The 13,972-nt window shown below is 62.4% G+C and carries 11 protein-coding genes; 10 read left to right on the forward strand and 1 reads right to left on the reverse strand.

What is annotated here, in order from left to right:
- Nucleotides 1–19 precede the first annotated feature (19 nt).
- The 4 genes from infB (at nt 20) to typA (ending at nt 6,147) form a co-directional block, all read left to right on the forward strand.
- Complete coding sequence (infB, locus tag AAIL66_RS05935; RefSeq protein WP_012837914.1) at nt 20–2,854, forward strand: translation initiation factor IF-2; 2,835 nt, start codon at nt 20–22, stop codon at nt 2,852–2,854.
- 95 nt (nt 2,855–2,949) lie between these two features.
- Nucleotides 2,950–3,327, forward strand: coding sequence for a 30S ribosome-binding factor RbfA (gene rbfA / locus AAIL66_RS05940; protein ID WP_003056352.1), 378 nt, complete (start codon nt 2,950–2,952; stop codon nt 3,325–3,327).
- A gap of 4 nt (nt 3,328–3,331) precedes the next feature.
- Nucleotides 3,332–4,324, forward strand: a complete 993-nt coding sequence (gene truB, locus AAIL66_RS05945) for a tRNA pseudouridine(55) synthase TruB (RefSeq protein WP_003080481.1) — start codon at nt 3,332–3,334, stop codon at nt 4,322–4,324.
- A complete protein-coding gene (typA, locus tag AAIL66_RS05950; protein WP_034351801.1) occupies nt 4,321–6,147 on the forward strand; it encodes a translational GTPase TypA in 1,827 nt (608 codons plus the stop codon). Before truB ends, typA begins: the two co-directional genes overlap by 4 nt.
- A gap of 329 nt (nt 6,148–6,476) precedes the next feature.
- Here typA and AAIL66_RS05955 read toward each other — a convergent pair whose 3' ends face one another.
- Nucleotides 6,477–6,782 carry a c-type cytochrome gene (locus tag AAIL66_RS05955; protein ID WP_034350048.1) on the reverse strand — a complete coding sequence of 102 codons (306 nt, stop codon included), beginning with the start codon at nt 6,780–6,782 and terminating at the stop codon, nt 6,477–6,479.
- 113 nt (nt 6,783–6,895) lie between these two features.
- Here AAIL66_RS05955 and AAIL66_RS05960 point away from each other — a divergent pair, with 113 nt between their 5' ends.
- The 6 genes from AAIL66_RS05960 (at nt 6,896) to AAIL66_RS05985 (ending at nt 13,949) form a co-directional block, all read left to right on the forward strand.
- The gene (locus AAIL66_RS05960; RefSeq protein WP_003063147.1) at nt 6,896–7,135 is read left to right on the forward strand and encodes a TIGR04438 family Trp-rich protein; all 240 of its coding nucleotides are present in this window, start codon (nt 6,896–6,898) and stop codon (nt 7,133–7,135) included.
- Nucleotides 7,136–7,275: 140 nt separating this feature from the next.
- A complete protein-coding gene (gene ilvD, locus AAIL66_RS05965) occupies nt 7,276–9,135 on the forward strand; it encodes a dihydroxy-acid dehydratase (protein ID WP_003063146.1) in 1,860 nt (619 codons plus the stop codon).
- 116 nt (nt 9,136–9,251) lie between these two features.
- Nucleotides 9,252–10,259: a tripartite tricarboxylate transporter substrate binding protein gene (locus AAIL66_RS05970; protein WP_343496234.1), complete on the forward strand. Its 1,008-nt coding sequence runs from the start codon at nt 9,252–9,254 to the stop codon at nt 10,257–10,259.
- Between the two features lie 146 nt (nt 10,260–10,405).
- A complete protein-coding gene (gene lgt, locus AAIL66_RS05975; protein WP_343496235.1) occupies nt 10,406–11,248 on the forward strand; it encodes a prolipoprotein diacylglyceryl transferase in 843 nt (280 codons plus the stop codon).
- Nucleotides 11,249–11,403: 155 nt separating this feature from the next.
- Complete coding sequence (locus AAIL66_RS05980; RefSeq protein WP_034351853.1) at nt 11,404–12,819, forward strand: malonyl-CoA decarboxylase; 1,416 nt, start codon at nt 11,404–11,406, stop codon at nt 12,817–12,819.
- Nucleotides 12,820–12,932: 113 nt separating this feature from the next.
- A complete protein-coding gene (locus AAIL66_RS05985; RefSeq protein ID WP_343496236.1) occupies nt 12,933–13,949 on the forward strand; it encodes a tripartite tricarboxylate transporter substrate binding protein in 1,017 nt (338 codons plus the stop codon).
- Nucleotides 13,950–13,972: the final 23 nt, after the last annotated feature.

Here is a 13,972-nt window from a genome sequence, read left to right on the forward strand (position 1 = left end):
AGGGAGGTACAGAGCATTTATGTCGAGTAATACGGTTGCAGAATTTGCGAAAGAGCGCAACACGACCCCTGATACCTTGCTGCAGCAGCTCAAGGCCGCCGGGGTTGACAAGGCCAATGCGGCTGACGCGCTGACCGAAGGTGACAAGCAGCGCTTGCTGTCTCACCTGCAGGCAAGCCATGGCAGCGGTGCCAAGAAGATTACGCTGACCAAGAAGTCCACCAGCGAAATCAAGCAGGCGGATTCATCGGGCCGTGCCCGTACGATTCAGGTGGAAGTGCGCAAGAAGCGCACTTTCGTGAAGCGGGAAGACACTCCCGCCGAGGCTCAGGCCAATGCGGAAAGCATGGCTAAGGCTGTGCAGGAGCGTGCCGCTAGTCAAGAGCTGGTACGCCGTGAAGAAGATGCTCGCCGCGAGGCCGAGCTGTTGAGCCATCAGGAAGAACAATTGGCCAAGGAACGTCAAGAGCGCGAAGAGCGCGAGCGCCGCGAGCGCGAAGCCGAGGAACGTGCTGCAGCCTATGCAGCCGCGGAAGTCGCCAAGGTGGCTGAAGCCAAGGCGGCAAAGGAAGAAGAAAAGCGCGAGCACGCCGCAGGCGCTGCCGCACGTGCTGCGGCCCAGGCCGAGGCACGCGCCAAGGCGGAAGCCGAATCCCAGGCCAAGGCTGCTGAAGAAGCCAGCCGCGCCAAGGATCTGGATGAGCGCCGCCGCAAGGCCCTGGCCGAAGCGGAAGCCATCCGCGCCATGATGGCTGCGCCCAAGAAGGTGCTGGTCGCCAAGAAGCCCGAGGAGCCCAAGAAGGCTGCTCCGGTCGCTGCGGATGCCAAGAAGCCTGTTGCCGCCAAGGATGGCAACAAGCCTGCAGGCAGCGCTGGCGCGGCCAATGCCGGCGGCGGCGCCCGTCCAGGCAAGGAAGTCAAGTCCGCCAAGCTGTCTTCGAGCTGGTCCAACGACGCCGGCAAGAAGAAGGAAATCAAGACCCGTGGCGACAGCTCCGGCGGCGTGGCTGGCCGTTCCAACTGGCGCGGTGGTCCCAAGGGCGGCCGTCGTGGCAATGATCGTCACGAGCAGCAACAGCAGCAGGCTCCCGAGTTCCGTCAGCTGGAGATTTCGGTGCCCGAGACCATCACCGTGGCCGAACTGGCTCACAAGATGGCCATCAAGGCATCCGAGGTCATCAAGGTTCTGATGAAGATGGGCCAGATGGTCACCATCAACCAGCCGCTGGACCAGGACACCGCCATGATCGTGGTGGAAGAAATGGGCCACACCGCCAAGGTGGCTGCGCTGGACGATCCCGAAGCCTTCACCGCCGAGGAAGTCTCCAACTCCGAAGCCGAGCAACTGCCGCGCGCTCCCGTGGTGACCGTCATGGGTCACGTGGACCACGGCAAGACCTCGCTGCTGGACTACATCCGTCGCACCAAGGTGGCGTCGGGCGAAGCCGGCGGCATCACTCAGCACATCGGTGCCTACCACGTGAAGACGCCTCGCGGCATCATCACCTTCCTGGACACTCCCGGTCACGAGGCCTTCACGGCCATGCGTGCTCGCGGTGCCAAGTCCACCGACATCGTGATTCTGGTGGCTGCTGCCGACGACGGCGTCATGCCCCAGACCAAGGAAGCCATCAAGCACGCCAAGGCGGCTGGTGTTCCCATCGTGGTGGCCATCACCAAGGCCGACAAGCCCGAAGCCAACCCCGATCGCGTCAAGCAGGAACTGGTCGTGGAAGAGGTGCTGCCCGAAGAATACGGCGGTGACTCTCCCTTCGTGGCCGTGTCCTCCAAGACCGGTCAGGGCATCGACGAGCTGCTGGAGCAAGTGCTGCTGCAGGCCGAAGTGCTGGAACTCAAGGCGCCCGTGGACGCCGCTGCCAAGGGTATCGTGATCGAAGCCCAGCTGGACAAGGGTCGCGGTACCGTGGCTACGGTGCTGGTGCAGTCCGGTACGCTGAAGGTCGGCGATGTGGTGCTGGCGGGCCAGACCTATGGTCGCGTGCGAGCCATGCTCGACGAAGACGGCAAGCAGACCAAGGAAGCCGGTCCTTCCATCCCTGTCGAGATCCAGGGTCTGAACGAAGTGCCCCAGGCGGGTGACGACTTCATGGTGCTGAGCGACGAGCGTCGTGCCCGTGAAATCGCGACCTACCGCGCCGGCAAGTTCCGCAACACCAAGCTGGCCAAGCAGCAGGCTGCGAAGCTGGAAAACATGTTCGCCGAAATGTCCGCTGGCGATGTGCAGACCCTGCCCATCATCATCAAGGCCGACATGCAAGGCTCGCAGGAAGCTCTGGCAGCCTCGCTGCTCAAGCTGTCCACCGACGAGATCAAGGTTCAGCTGGTGTACTCCGGCGTGGGCGGTATTTCCGAGTCCGACGTCAACCTGGCGCTGGCTTCCAAGGCCATCATCATCGGCTTCAACGTGCGTGCGGATGCTCAGGCCCGCAAGACCGCTGAAGGCAACGATGTCGACGTTCGCTACTACAACATCATCTACGACGCCGTGGATGAGGTGAAGGCTGCGATGTCCGGCATGCTGGCTCCCGAGAAGCGCGAAGAGATCATCGGTATGGCCGAGATCCGCACCGTGTTCGTGGCGACGAAGATCGGCACCATTGCCGGCTCGTACATTACGCAAGGTCACGTCACCCGCAATGCACACTTCCGTCTGCTGCGCGACAACGTGGTCATCTACACGGGCGAGATCGAGTCGCTGCGTCGCATGAAGGACGATGTCAAGGAAGTCAAGGAAGGCTTCGAGTGCGGTATCAAGCTGCGCAACTACAACGACATCAAGGAAGGCGACGTGCTGGAAGTCTTCGAGATCAAGGAAATCGCTCGTACGCTGTAAAAGCAATAGCTGCTAGCGCCTGTTGCACAAGGGTTTGAGGTTGAAAACACCTTGAGATCCTTGTGCAGCAAGCGCAAATAGCTCCTTTTTTATTCATGGCAACCAAACGCAAATCTGCTGCTCCCAACCGCAGCTTCAAAGTTTCCGACCAGATCCAGCGTGATCTGTCGGAGCTGATCGCCCGCGAGTTGAAGGACCCGCGCGTCGGCATGGTCACGCTGCAAGGCGTGGAGGTGACTCCTGACTATGCCCACGCCAAGGTGTTCTTCAGCGTGCTCGTCGGCGATCCCGAAGTGACGCTGGCAGCACTCAATCAGGCCGCAGGCTTTCTGCGCAACGGCCTGTTCAAGCGTCTGCACATTCATACCGTGCCCACGCTGCATTTCGTCTACGACCGCACTACAGAGCGCGCTGCCGACATGAACGCCTTGATCGCCAAGGCTGTGGCGTCGCGCGGACCCGAACAGGAATAAGCACATGAACGCCCCTCGCACCCGGGTGCAGCGGCGCCCTGTGCATGGGGTGTTGCTGCTCGATAAACCGCTGGGCTGGTCCAGCAACGATATCTTGCAGAAGGTCAAGTGGCTGCTGCGCGCCGAAAAGGCCGGGCATACAGGCACGCTTGATCCGCTGGCCAGTGGCGTGCTGCCGCTGTGTTTCGGCGCTGCCACCAAATTCAGTCAGCTTCAGCTCGAAGCCGAGAAAACCTACGAAGCCATTGCCCGCCTGGGCCAGACCACGACCACGGCCGATGCCGAGGGCGATGTGGTGCTGGAGCGTGCCGTCGATCTGGCAGCCATCACGCCCGAGCGCCTGGCGCAGGTGCAGGCCCAGTTCACAGGCGACATCAAGCAGGTGCCGCCCATGCACAGTGCGCTGAAGAAGGACGGCAAGGCACTCTATGAATATGCCCGTGCGGGCGTGGAAGTGGAGCGCCCCGCACGCGATGTCACCATTCATGCATTGGATCTGACTCTGGTGCAGGACGATCAGGGGCATCCGGCTGTCAAGATGAGAGTGACCTGCAGCAAGGGCACTTACATCCGCACATTGGGCGAAGACGTGGGCGAGGCCTTGGGCTGTGGCGCCCATTTGCGTTTTCTGCGCCGTGTGGAAACCGGCGGTCTTGAAGTGTCGCGTTGCGTGACGCTGCAGGCGCTGGAAGCCATGAACGATGAAGAGCGCATCGCGCAGGTCCAGCCTGTCGATACCCTGCTGCATCGTCATGCCGTCGTCACCTTGGGTGAACAGGATGCAGGACGCTTTCTATCAGGCTTGCGCCGTCGAGGGTCTTGGGCGGATGCCCCGGCCGTGGCGGTGTATGGTGAGCGCCCGCATGCCCTTTTAGGGGTAGGCCGTGTGGCGAGCGGGGAATTGATTCCCGAGCGCCTGCTCAGTCCGCTAGAAATTCAACAAATTTTGGAAGGAACGCCGCGTCCACAAGCAAGCGGCATTTTGGAAACATTATGAGCAAACAAATCCGCAACATTGCGATCATCGCGCACGTTGACCACGGTAAGACCACCATGGTGGACCAGCTGCTGCGCCAGTCCGGCACTTTTGCCGAGCACGAAAAAGTCGTCGACACCGTGATGGACAACCATGCCATCGAACGTGAGCGCGGCATCACCATTCTGGCCAAGAACTGTGCCGTGTCCTGGAAGGACACCCACATCAACATTCTCGACACGCCCGGTCACGCGGACTTCGGCGGCGAAGTGGAGCGTGCCCTGTCCATGGTCGACGGCGTGGTGCTGCTGATCGATGCGCAGGAAGGCCCCATGCCCCAGACGCGCTTCGTGACCAAGAAGGCTCTGGCCCTGGGCCTGCGCCCCATCGTGGTGGTGAACAAGGTGGACAAGCCCGGCGCCAACCCCGACAAGGTGATCAACGCCGCTTTCGACCTGTTCGACAAGCTGGGCGCCACCGACGAGCAGCTGGACTTCCCCGTGGTCTACGCCTCCGGCATCAACGGCTGGTCGTCCAAGGAAGAGGGCGAGCCCGGTGCCAAGTGGGGTGAGGACATGTCCGCCCTGTTCGACACCATCCTCGACCATGTGCCTTCCGTGCAGGGCGATGCCAGCGCTCCCCTGCAGCTGCAGGTCTCCGCTCTGGATTACTCCACCTTCGTGGGTCGTATCGGCGTGGGCCGCATCACCCAGGGCACGCTCAAGCCCGGTCAGCAAGTGGCCGTGATGGCCGGTCCTGACGGCAAGAGCTACAGCGGCAAGATCAACCAGGTGCATACCTTCCAGGGTCTGGACCGCGTGCAGGCCACCGAAGCCGGTCCTTCCGAGATCGTGCTGATCAGCGGTATCGAAAACATCGGTATCGGCGAGACCGTCACCGACCCCGCCAATCCCCAGCCTCTGCCCATGCTGAAGATTGACGAGCCCACCCTGACCATGAACTTCTGCGTGAACACCTCGCCCCTGGCAGGTCGTGAAGGCAAGTTCGTGACCAGCCGCCAGATCTGGGACCGTCTGCAAAAGGAACTGCGCTCCAACGTGGCTCTGCGCGTCAAGGAAACCGACGAAGACGGTATCTTTGAAGTCTCCGGCCGCGGCGAACTGCACCTGACCATCTTGCTGGAAGAAATGCGCCGCGAAGGCTACGAGCTGGCCGTGTCCAAGCCTCGCGTCGTGATGCAGATGATCGACGGCGAAAAGCACGAGCCTATCGAGCTGGTGACTGCCGACATCGAAGAAGGCCATCAGGGCGGCGTGATGCAGGCACTGGGCGAGCGCAAGGGCGAGCTGGTGAACATGGAACCCGATGGCCGCGGTCGCGTCCGTCTGGAATACCGTATCCCTGCCCGTGGCCTGATCGGTTTCACCAACGAATTCCTGAACCTGACACGTGGTTCCGGCCTGATCGCCAACATCTTCGACAGCTACGAACCCCATAAGGGCGACATCGGCGGCCGCAAGAACGGCGTGCTGATCTCCATGGACGACGGTGAAATCTTCACCTACGCCCTGGGCAAGCTGGACGACCGTGGCCGCATGTTCGTGAAGGCCGGCGACCCCGTGTACGAAGGCATGATCATCGGCATCCACAGCCGCGACAACGATCTGGTGGTGAACGCCACACGTACCAAGCAGCTGACCAACTTCCGTGTTTCCGGCAAGGAAGACGCGATCAAGATCACGCCTCCCATCGAGCTGTCGCTGGAGTACGGCGTGGAATTCATCGAAGAGGACGAGCTGCTGGAAATCACCCCCACCAGCCTGCGCGTGCGCAAGCGTCACCTGAAGGAACACGATCGCAAGCGTGCTTCGCGTGATGCGTAATTCACTGGCCTAGGCCGTGAATCCAAAAAAAGGCCCTTCGGGGCCTTTTTTATTGCACGCTGCTGCCTGACAGTCTGCATTGCAACGGCTGCGGTATTGATTCGTCGCGAAGCGAGCCACGGGCCGAGTTGCTGCCGAGCAGCAGCAGTCAAGTGTTGCAGATGCTGATCTCACGGGTGTGGAGCGAAGTCTGGAATCCTGGTGCCGGTGGGCTGATGGAAGAGCAGGGCGATCCGCTGAGTCGCGGTAGCTTCAGAAACAAAAAACCGCATGGGAGCCATGCGGTTTTTGATAACGGCCCTGTCTCGCGCCGTTGAGAGGCAGTCGATTTACTTCTGCGCCAGAATCCAGGCCACCAGCTTCTTGGCATCGGCGTCGTTCACCTGGGGATTGGCGGGCATGGGCACGGGGCCCCACACGCCGGAGCCGCCCTTGATGACCTTGGCAGCCAGCTTGTCGGCTGCGTCCTTCTGGCCTGCATACTTGGCGGCCACATCCTTGAATGCGGGACCAACCAGCTTCTTGTCAACAGCGTGGCAGGCCATGCAGTTCTTGGACTGTGCCAGAGCCTGATCGGCCATGGCAGGGGCCACGGCAGCGGCGGAAAGGGCGAAAGCGATCAGAAATTGCTTCATCATGAGTTCCCAGGGTGCGGGGTTAAAGTTGATCTTTTAGCGCATTGTAGTGCTTGGCTTGTGTACTCTCCAGTGCACTCTGTGTTCTGGAAAATCAACAAAAAAGGGGATGTATGTATCTGTTAGGTTTGGCGATCGTGTTGTCGCTGCTCAAGCTGGCTCAGATCGGGCCTGTTGCAGGCTGGAGCTGGTGGCCGATTCTGGGCGTTTATGGCGCGGCTGCCGCCTGGTGGGCCTGGGCCGATGCTTCGGGCTATACCAAGCGCAAGGCCATGGAGAAGATGGACCAGCGCAAGAAAGAGCGTATCGAGCGTCAGAAGCAGGCCATGGCACCGGGCCAGCGACGTCGTTGAGCAGTGAATCAGGCATCGTGATTGACGATGTCTTGTGATTGTTTTGCCTGACAGCCCGCCATGGGCTAGGCATCGCTGCCTTGCAGTGCTGGGCCATAATCCAAAGAATCATTTCCCGATAACGTCTTATAGCGAACCCCATGCCCGCATACCGTTCCAAAACCTCCACTGGCGGCCGCAACATGGCCGGTGCGCGCGCCCTGTGGCGTGCCACCGGCATGAAAGATGGCGATTTCGACAAGCCCATCATTGCGATTGCCAACTCCTTCACCCAGTTCGTGCCCGGCCATGTGCATCTGAAGGATCTGGGGCAACTGGTCGCGCGCGAGATCGAAAAGGCCGGCGGCGTGGCCAAGGAGTTCAACACCATCGCCGTGGACGATGGCATCGCCATGGGCCATGACGGCATGCTGTATTCGCTGCCCAGCCGCGACCTGATCGCGGACTCGGTCGAGTACATGGTCAATGCCCATTGCGCCGATGCGCTGGTGTGCATCTCCAACTGCGACAAGATCACCCCCGGCATGCTGATGGCTGCGATGCGCCTGAACATTCCGGTGATCTTTGTTTCCGGCGGCCCCATGGAAGCCGGCAAGACCAAGCTGGCCAACCCCGAAACCAAGACCATAGAGTTCAAGAAGCTGGACCTGGTGGACGCCATGGTGATCGCGGCCGATCAGCGCTATTCCGACGCCGAAGTGGCCGAGGTGGAGCGCTCCGCCTGCCCGACCTGCGGTTCCTGCTCGGGCATGTTCACCGCCAATTCGATGAACTGCCTGACCGAAGCGCTGGGCCTGTCCCTGCCCGGCAATGGCACCGTGGTGGCCACGCATGCCGACCGCGAAGAGCTGTTCCTGCGCGCCGGCCGCCGCATCGTCGAGCTGGCCCGCGACTACTACGAGAACGACAACGACAGCGTGCTGCCGCGCTCCGTGGGCTTCAAGGCCTTCGAGAACTGCATCACGCTGGACATCGCCATGGGCGGCTCCACCAATACCATCCTGCACCTGCTGGCCATCGCCCAGGAAGCGGGTATCGACTTCACCATGGCCGACATCGACCGCCTCTCGCGCGTCGTGCCCCAGCTGTGCAAGGTGGCACCCAATACGCCCAAGTACCACATCGAAGACGTGCACCGCGCTGGCGGCATCATGGCCATCCTGGGCGAGCTGGACCGCGCCGGCAAGCTGCACACCGATGTGCCCACGGTGCATGCCAAGACCATGAAGGATGCGCTGGAGCAGTGGGACATCATGCGCACGCAGGACGAGGCCGTTCGCCACTTCTACATGGCCGGCCCCGCCGGCATTCCCACGCAGGTGGCGTTCAGCCAGAACACCCGCTGGCCCAGCCTGGACCTGGACCGTGCCGAAGGCTGCATCCGCAGCTACGAGCATGCTTTCAGCAAGGAAGGCGGCTTGGCCGTGCTGCGCGGCAACATCGCGCTGGACGGCTGCGTGGTGAAGTCCGCAGGCGTGGACGAGTCGATCTTGGTCTTCGAAGGCCCGGCCCATGTGGTCGAGTCGCAGGATGAGGCCGTGGCCAACATCCTGGCCGACAAGGTCAAGGCCGGCGATGTGGTCATCGTGCGCTACGAAGGCCCCAAGGGCGGCCCCGGCATGCAGGAAATGCTCTACCCCACCAGTTACATCAAGTCCAAGGGCCTGGGCAAGGCCTGTGCGCTGCTGACGGACGGCCGCTTCTCGGGCGGTACCTCCGGCCTGTCCATTGGTCACTGCTCTCCCGAAGCGGCAGCCGGCGGCGCGATTGGCCTGGTGCAGAACGGCGACATCATCCGCATCGACATTCCCAACCGCAGCATCAACATGCTGGTCAGCGACGAAGAGCTGGCCCGCCGCCGTGAAGCGCAGAATGCCAAGGGCTGGAAGCCTGCCCAGGCCCGTCCCCGCAAGATCTCCGCGGCCCTCAAGGCCTATGCCAAGCTGGTGACCAGCGCCGATACCGGCGCCGTGCGAGATCTGTCGCTGCTCGACGATTAAGTTACGTTTGTTTCGTCATTTCGTCAGCGCGGACTTTGCCTGCTGACGGACAATCCCACAGCCGCTCGATGCAAGTCGCGCGGCTGTTTTTATTGTCTTGCCAGAAAGTGATCTCCATGTCTTTCGCTGTTCGCCCCTCCTTCTTGTTGAAGACAGCAGGGCTGCTGGCCTTGCTGGGGGCATTGACGGCGCAGGCTGCAGAAGGGCGTTACCCGCAGCGTCCCGTGCGTCTGGTGGTCCCTTTCACGCCCGGAGGCTCCACCGATATCGTGGCGCGCCTGGTTGCCGATGCCATGCACACGACGCTGGGTCAGCCCGTGGTGGTCGACAACCGGTCCGGCGCCAGCGGCTTCATCGGGGCCGAGGCCGTGGCAAATGCGGCGTCTGACGGCTACACGATAGGCCTGGGCACCATCAGCACGCTGGTGGTCAATCCCGTCATGCTGCCGCAGTCGGCACGCATAGATCCTGCCAAGGCCTTTGTGCCGGTGGTTGCACTGGCGTCCATTCCGTCGGTGTTTTCCGTGCATCCCAATATGGGTGTGCAGAACTATGCCCAGTTCCTCACTCTTGCGCGCAGCAAGCCGGGGCAGTTCAATATCGGATCGGCCGGAATCGGCTCCATCGGGCATCTGATTGCCGAGCGCCTCAATGCCGATCTCAAGCTCAAGCTGCACCACATTCCCTACAAGGGGCAGGGGCCGGTGATCAGCGGCGCGCTGTCGGGCGAGACCCAGGTGCTCAGCGATCAATACCCTTCGTCGGCTCCGCATGTGGCTGCGGGCCGCCTGGTTCCGTTCGCCGTTGCCGCGCAGGAGCGCTTGCCGGCCCTGCGGCAGGTGCCCACGTTCAGGGAGTTGGGCCACCCTGTGCTCAACGATCTGGCCATCACCTGGTTCGGCATCGTTGCTCCGGCAGGAACACCGCAGGCCGTCGTGACCAGGCTCAACGGCGCTGCCAACGCGGCCTTGCAGGATCCTGCCGTGCAGGAGCGGTTGCAGGCCATGGGCGTGAATGTATTGGGTGGCACACCGCAGCGATTGAGCACCATGATGGATGAGACCGCCAAGGTTGTGCGCCAGACCGTGCGCGAGCAGGGCCTGGCGGTGGACAAGCCGCATTGACGCTTGAAAGAGCGCCGCTGGCGCCGGATGTAGCAGGATGCCAGGTCGAAGTTTTTCGCATCAGGGGGGCTTTGAGCCGGTGAATGAGGCTCTGCAGCGTTCTCGGAGCATGCAGTTTTGCAGAAACGTCATCGGCCTGCGGCACAATGCCTGACATGCTGATGTATCCGCACATTGATCCTGTAGCCGTGCAGATTGGCCCGCTGGCCGTGCACTGGTATGGCATTACCTATCTGGTGGCCTTTGGTCTGTTCCTGTTTCTGGGCACGCGCCGACTGCACCACCCTCCATTCAAATACATGACGGGCGATCGTGCCTGGGCGCGCAAGGATGTGGAGGACATTCTCTTCCTTGGCGTGCTGGGCGTGGTCGTGGGCGGGCGCATCGGCTACTGCCTGTTCTACAAGCCCGGTTACTACCTCTCGCATCCGCTGGAGATTCTTGCCGTCTGGCAGGGCGGCATGAGCTTTCACGGCGGCCTGCTGGGCGTCATCGGCTCCATGATCTGGTTTGCGCGCTCGCGCAAGCGCAACTGGCTGGAAGTCGCAGATTTTGTGGCGCCCTGCGTGCCCACAGGGCTGGCTGCGGGCCGCATCGGCAACTTCATCAACGGCGAGCTCTGGGGGCGTTTTGCGAGTGCGGATCTGCCCTGGGCCATGGTGTTCCCGCAAAGCGGCTCCATGCTGCCGCGTCATCCCTCGCAGATCTATCAGTTCCTGATGGAAGGGCTGCTGCTGTTCATCATCCTGTGGCTTTACGCGCGCAAGGAGCGCAAGCCCGGCCAGGTCGCGGCGGTTTTTCTGATCGGCTATGGGGCCTTCCGCTTCATCGCAGAGTACTTCCGCGAGCCCGACGACTTCCTGGGCATTCTCTCGCTGGGCATGAGCATGGGGCAGTGGCTGTGCATTCCCATGATCGTGGCCGGTGTGCTCATGTGGGCGTGGTGCGGCAAGCGCCAGGCCTACGCGGTTCAGCGGACTGCGGCCTGAAGGCCAAATCCTGAAAAACGCAGACTTCGGTCTGCGTTTTTCATGGTGTGGTGTGCGAGGCGGAAAAACTGCACATAATGGCTGAAAGCGTTACTGCAATTGCGGTATCTGCTTCTTCAATGAGAGCGTGATGGTGCTGGAACAAGGAGATGCATATGGGGTGGGCAGCCGAGTGGATTGAGCAAACCAAGCTGTGGGTGCGCGGTGCCGAGGGCGAGAAGGGCGACGCCCAGCATCGCCCGCTGGCGCAACGCCTGGAGGCCACCTTGCGTCGTGGGGAGGAGGCGCTGTCGCCGCGCGAGCTGCGTCGCTTGCTGCTGGACATGCAGCAGGTGGCGGATACCGCGCTCAGCGACGTGGAGGGCGGCCGTCACGCGCAGCTGCTGATGGATTGGTATGCCAAGGCCGATCTGGCCGCACGCAAGGACTTCTGGCTGCTGGCGATCGAAAAGTTCGGCCCCGATGCCAAGGCGCTGCAGGCGGCCCGCGAGCGCTACGACAAGGCGGGCAGCGATGTGGAACGCGGCGAGGCCGAGATGAGCCTGCGCCGCGCCCTGGTTTCGTCGCGCACGCGGCTGCTGCAGCGTTTTGCCCAGCCCAAGGGCGGCATGGGCTTTCTGGTCGACATGCGCGCCGAGTTGCTGGCCTTGCCCAAGGCGGAGCAGCACTATGTGGCGCTGGACGCCGAGCTGGAGCATCTGTTTTCCAGCTGGTTCGATGTGGCCTTGCTGGAGCTCAGAAGCCTGAACTGGGACTCGCCCGCATCGCTGCTCGAAAAGCTGATCAAGTACGAGGCAGTGCACGATATCCGCAGCTGGGCCGATCTGAAGAATCGCCTCGACAGCGACCGCCGCTGCTATGGGTTCTTTCACCCGCGCATGCCCAATGTGCCGCTGATCTTTGTGGAGGTGGCGCTGCTGGACAAGATGGCCGGCAGCATGGCTCCGCTGCTGGACGAGGCCGCAGCGGCAGCCGATCTGGCCAAGGCCAACACCGCCATCTTCTATTCCATCAGCAACACCCAGACCGGACTCAAGGGCGTGAGCTTCGGCGATTCGCTCATCAAGCATGTGGTGGAGACGCTCACCGAGGAGTTTCCCAAGCTCAAGCAGTTCGCCACGCTGTCGCCGATTCCGGGACTGCGCAGCTGGCTGAGCAAGAACGGCGATGCGGCGCTGGCGGAGCTCGACGACAAGCAAAAGGCAGCCCTGGAAAAAGTCGCCGGCGGAGTGAGTGCCGCGCAATTGCTGGCCGCGCTGGACGATCCGGGCTCGCTGCCGGAGAAATCGGTGGTGCGTCAGGCCGCCATGTTTTGCGCCGCGCGCTATCTGGGGCGGGAAACTGCCAAGGGTCGTCCGCTGGATGCCGTGGCACGCTTTCACCTTGGCAACGGTGCGCGCGTGGAGCGCCTGAACTGGGCGGCAGACCTGTCGTCCAAGGGACTCAAGCAATCCATGGGGCTGATGGTCAACTATCTGTATGACCTCAAGCGCCTGGACAAGCACCGCAGCCTGTTGGCGCAGAGCAAGATTCCCGTTTCCTCGGAGATCGAATCGCTGTGCAAGGGTTGAGTGCATCGCGACTCGCGCTGCGCCCGGCCTGAGCCGGCTTGTTGCTGCTGCGTCTTCCAACCACAAGTCTGGCTGCGGCGATGCCGCTGACCAGGCGCGCAGAGGAGACATAGATGCAGGATTCTTGGGAAAAGAGCGTGGGTTTGCAGCGGCGCACGCTGCTGGGGGCGACGGGGGCGCTGCTGGCGGCTGGAGCATCGGGCTGGACGGGCATGGCCCAGGCATCGGAGTGGCCGAGCAGGCCTGTCAATCTGATCGTGCCTTTTCCTGCCGGCGGCGGCACCGACACCTTTGCCAGGCCTTTCTCTGCCCAGTTCGCCAAGACCTCGGGCAAGACCTTGGTGATAGACAACCGCGGTGGCGCGGGCGGTACGCTGGGCGCCAGCATTGCGGCCAAGGCCGTACCCGACGGCTACAACTTCTTCATGGGCGGCACTCACCATGTGATTGCGCCATCGGTCTACCCCAAGCTCGAATACGATCTGGAGCGCGACTTCATCCCGCTGGCGCTGCTGGCCAGCGTGCCGCAAGTCGTGGTGGTCAATCCCAAGAAGGTGACGCATGCCAGCTTGCAGGCTCTTGTACAGGACCTGCGTGCCAACCCCGGCAAGTACAACTATGCCTCGGCAGGGCCGGGCTCCTCGCACCATCTGGCGGGCGAGCTGTTCAAGCTGCAGACCAAGACCCAGATCACCCATATCCCCTACAAGGGCGCAGGGCCGGCGCTGCAGGACCTGATTGCCGGCAATGTGGACATGCTGTTCGATGGCCTGGGCTCATCGGCCCAGCATATCAAGGGCGGCCGCATCAAGGCCTTGATGGTGGCGGGAGCCAAGCGCAATCCCGCCTTCCCCGATGTGCCCAGCGCGGTCGAGTGCGGCCTGCCGGACTTCACCGTCACCACCTGGTATGGGCTATGGGCCCCCAAGGGCACGCCTGCCGCCGTGCAGCAGCAGATGCTGGACGAGGTGCGCAAGATCGGAGCCGCCGAGGACATCAAGGCTGCCTGGGCCAAGAACGGCGCCGATTACGGCCAGCTGAGCCAGCCGCAGTTTGCCGCCATGGTGCAAAGCGAGATCCAGCGCTGGGCCCATGTGGTCAAGGCGGCGAATGTGAAGATTGACTCCTGAGCCGGCTGGCTGCCTTGCGGGGC

This window comes from Comamonas sp. F1-6 (assembly GCF_039581415.1).
GTDB lineage: Bacteria > Pseudomonadota > Gammaproteobacteria > Burkholderiales > Burkholderiaceae_C > Comamonas > Comamonas thiooxydans.

Bases quoted from the DNA above. Each gene is read 5' to 3' on its own strand.
- infB (WP_012837914.1), top strand. From the start codon at position 20: ATGTCGAGTAATACGGTTGCAGAATTTGCGAAAGAGCGCAACACGACC.
- rbfA (WP_003056352.1), top strand. From the start codon at position 2,950: ATGGCAACCAAACGCAAATCTGCTGCTCCCAACCGCAGCTTCAAAGTT.
- truB (WP_003080481.1), top strand. From the start codon at position 3,332: ATGAACGCCCCTCGCACCCGGGTGCAGCGGCGCCCTGTGCATGGGGTG.
- typA (WP_034351801.1), top strand. From the start codon at position 4,321: ATGAGCAAACAAATCCGCAACATTGCGATCATCGCGCACGTTGACCAC.
- AAIL66_RS05955 (WP_034350048.1), bottom strand. From the start codon at position 6,782: ATGAAGCAATTTCTGATCGCTTTCGCCCTTTCCGCCGCTGCCGTGGCC.
- AAIL66_RS05960 (WP_003063147.1), top strand. From the start codon at position 6,896: ATGTATCTGTTAGGTTTGGCGATCGTGTTGTCGCTGCTCAAGCTGGCT.
- ilvD (WP_003063146.1), top strand. From the start codon at position 7,276: ATGCCCGCATACCGTTCCAAAACCTCCACTGGCGGCCGCAACATGGCC.
- AAIL66_RS05970 (WP_343496234.1), top strand. From the start codon at position 9,252: ATGTCTTTCGCTGTTCGCCCCTCCTTCTTGTTGAAGACAGCAGGGCTG.
- lgt (WP_343496235.1), top strand. From the start codon at position 10,406: ATGCCTGACATGCTGATGTATCCGCACATTGATCCTGTAGCCGTGCAG.
- AAIL66_RS05980 (WP_034351853.1), top strand. From the start codon at position 11,404: ATGGGGTGGGCAGCCGAGTGGATTGAGCAAACCAAGCTGTGGGTGCGC.
- AAIL66_RS05985 (WP_343496236.1), top strand. From the start codon at position 12,933: ATGCAGGATTCTTGGGAAAAGAGCGTGGGTTTGCAGCGGCGCACGCTG.